The organism is Pseudonocardia sulfidoxydans NBRC 16205 (assembly GCF_007989085.1).
GTDB lineage: Bacteria > Actinomycetota > Actinomycetes > Mycobacteriales > Pseudonocardiaceae > Pseudonocardia > Pseudonocardia sulfidoxydans.
In genome coordinates this window covers 1-2,650 of the sequence record NZ_BJVJ01000159.1, presented here as the reverse complement: position 1 = coordinate 2,650, position 2,650 = coordinate 1, and the positions used below count along the sequence as shown (strand labels likewise).

At 69.8% G+C, this 2,650-nt stretch carries 4 protein-coding genes; 1 reads left to right on the top strand and 3 read right to left on the bottom strand.

Annotated features, from left to right (window positions below; genetic code table 11):
- Positions 1–212: 212 nt before the first annotated feature.
- The 3 genes from PSU4_RS30745 to PSU4_RS30735 are packed head-to-tail and all read right to left on the bottom strand — an operon-like array spanning position 213 to position 1,989.
- Complete coding sequence (locus PSU4_RS30745) at positions 213–1,286, bottom strand: hypothetical protein (protein ID WP_147116167.1); 1,074 nt, start codon at positions 1,284–1,286, stop codon at positions 213–215.
- Between the two features lie 2 nt (positions 1,287–1,288).
- A complete protein-coding gene (locus tag PSU4_RS30740) occupies positions 1,289–1,618 on the bottom strand; it encodes a hypothetical protein (protein ID WP_147116165.1) in 330 nt (109 codons plus the stop codon).
- A complete protein-coding gene (locus PSU4_RS30735; RefSeq protein ID WP_147116163.1) occupies positions 1,615–1,989 on the bottom strand; it encodes a hypothetical protein in 375 nt (124 codons plus the stop codon). The genes PSU4_RS30740 and PSU4_RS30735 overlap by 4 nt, the downstream gene beginning before the upstream one ends.
- A 227-nt stretch (positions 1,990–2,216) precedes the next feature.
- Here PSU4_RS30735 and PSU4_RS31710 point away from each other — a divergent pair, with 227 nt between their 5' ends.
- Complete coding sequence (locus PSU4_RS31710) at positions 2,217–2,648, top strand: Scr1 family TA system antitoxin-like transcriptional regulator (protein ID WP_186817285.1); 432 nt, start codon at positions 2,217–2,219, stop codon at positions 2,646–2,648.
- Positions 2,649–2,650 lie beyond the last annotated feature (2 nt).

Sequence of the window (2,650 nt, the reverse complement as noted above, 5' to 3'; positions counted from 1 at the left end):
TCCACCGGCTTTGACCTCGTGGTGTCGGGCATCCTTGTCCGCGGACATGAGGGCTCCGTTCCCTTGTGTCTAGCGGCAGGGGCGGGAGGCCTAGTCCTGCCTCTGCCGCGCTGCGTGCCTGGCCCGGGTGGACCCCGCCGCGGTCGAGCACCACAGGGGTGCGTGCTCGACCGCGACGGGCAACATCCGTTCTCGGCGTTCGCGGCCGGGGATCAGACCGCGGCGGCTGCGCGGGCGTTCACTTCGGCGCGCACCGCGGCCGCGTTGGTCTTGCTCACGTGAAAGTAGGACGCGATCTTGGACGTGGACGGGGCGATCTCGCCGGGCTTGTTCTCCTGGGACGGCGCCACGAGCTCACGGGCCAGGGCCCACTCCACGATCACTGCCAGGTCGTGCACCTCGGCGCGGTCGGCCTCGGCGTGGAGCTTGGTCAGGATCTGCGCGTCACCGCGGGAGATCCGGTCATGGATCAGCACGACCGCCGCGACCAGCACCGGCGCCCAACCAGTGCGCACAATCCCCATGAGGTCACCGGCCTGCATCGAGGGGCCCGCGGCCGCGACCAGCGAGGCCACCAACAAGCCGGCCTTGATCAGCCACGCCCGCCGCGTGTCGGAGTCCTTGCGCACGAGACCGGCGAGCGAGGCGCGAGCGTCGTGGCGCATCAACGCCATCAACGCCACCGACGCCAGCGCCTCCAACCCCAGGGAGAGCCAGTAGAGCGGGTCGGTCTTGTCACCGCTGGGCACGAAGTTGTGCTGCACGACGAACCCTGTGTAGAGCAGACCGACGATCACGAACCCGATCAGCAGGTTGCTCCACCGGACCGCCGCCCGGATGTGTGTCGCGATCCGCGCGTCGAGGCTGGTCAGGCGCTTGCGGACCCGCTGGGCGCGCAGGTGCCAGCGCCGGTCATTGACCGTGGCGGCGCGGTCCTTGAGATCGGCGCGTTCGTCGAGCCAGCGCCGCAGACCCGCTTGGCGGTGGCGGCGCTTGCGGGCTCGCAGCTCACGCGTGAGCTCCCACTTCGTGTACTCGCGGTCCAGCTCGCGCCCGAGCCGCAGCACCTCTCGCTCGGCGTCGACCTCGTCGGGGGTCATGTGCTCGATCAGAGCGCGGCGGGACGTCAGCTTGACGACATCCTCGGCGACCTCGACGCGCTCGCTGAGCTCGCGCACCACCGCCCGCGGGTCACTGTGCTCTGCCCCGGGGCGGTCTACGACGTCGAGGGGTGCGGTGTCGTCCAAGTCGCGGAGGTAGTCACTGGCGGGATCGAAGGTGGTCATGGCTAGGCCACCGCCTGGTGACGCAACGTGCCCCGCATGATCACGGAGCAGACTGCCAGCCACCGCGACTGCGCGCGCCGCGCCGCACGCGCCGGCCGCCGCTCCCCCACTTCCTCGCTGAGGTCGGGACAGCGCAGCGCCGCGCACGGTCGACACACCCGCCCCGTCGGCGCGGCCAGCGAAGCCGAGAGCACGACTGCGCCGCACATCGCGACGTAGCGGCCGTGGCCGACGAGGACCTCGGACTCCTCGATGTCGTGGGCCAGCCCGTCGACCGCCGAGGTGATCAAGACCTGGGCGCCGCGAACAGACCGCGTAACGGGCGCGCTCACCGCGTCACCGCCTGGTGGCCAATGACCCGCGCATCACGAGGGGTCGCCCGTCCTCGCGAGGAGGTGGCCGGGTCGTTGAGAGCGGTCGTCGCAGTGCTGTGCTCGGAGGTGTCGCTGTCCTCGCACAGGTGCGAGGCACGCAGCTGCTCGACGTCGTCCCAGCGAGGATCACGGTAGATCCGGGACCCGAACCGCCCGCAGTCCACGGTCCACCCGCGATTGAGCGCGGCGGCGTCCTGCTCGGCGAGGCAGCGCAACCACGGGTCGATGAGAGCATGAAGTAACGCTGAGCGGACAATGCGCATGGATCGTCTCTCCTGGTCGTGAAGGGCGAGGTAGGCGGTCCACTGCTCCGGCAGGTGCTGGAACACCTGCCGGAGCCCCAAGTCAGGGCCGCAACGATCACGCTAGCGAAGAACTCCCCGTGACCCGGGCAGAACCGGCCGGGCTGTGGATAACGCAGAGAGCGCGACTACACGCCCTGCATCGCCTACCTCACCGAAGGCGGGCTCGACGCCCGCCAGAACTGCGCGACCGTTGGCCCGCAAGGCCAGGCCCCCCGCGGCATGATTGAAGCATCTCGGCGCGTCGCGTCTCTGTGACAGAAGAGCCGGCAAAAGGCCGGGCAGTACTGCGGCGCCGCCTCGGCGGCGAGGCGATCATGGCCGAGCAACTACGACAACTCGCCGACCTTTCCCGCCTGCCCACGGTCGACCTGGGCGTCATCCCCCGTCGGCACCGACATTCCCAGCCGCTACGGGACGAGTTCGACCTCTACGACGGCATCGACGGCACGACCGACAGCCTCGTCGGCGGCGAACTCGAGGCAAGCGAACCCACGAGCACGACCCAGAGAAGGTTGAGGCCTACCGCCGCCGGCACACCATCTACTTGGGCCGCCGCCCTCACCGGTGATGCCGCCACTGATCTCGTCGAGGCCGCCGCCGCGCAGCAGATAGATCGCGGATTTCGGCTGACGACCGCGGATGAGGCGGGCCAAGGCGATACTCGACTGCAATACTGGCGCTGACC

Coding starts and splice junctions, on each gene's coding strand:
- PSU4_RS30745 (WP_147116167.1), bottom strand. CDS start 1,286: ATGACCACCTTCGATCCCGCCAGTGACTACCTCCGCGACTTGGACGAC.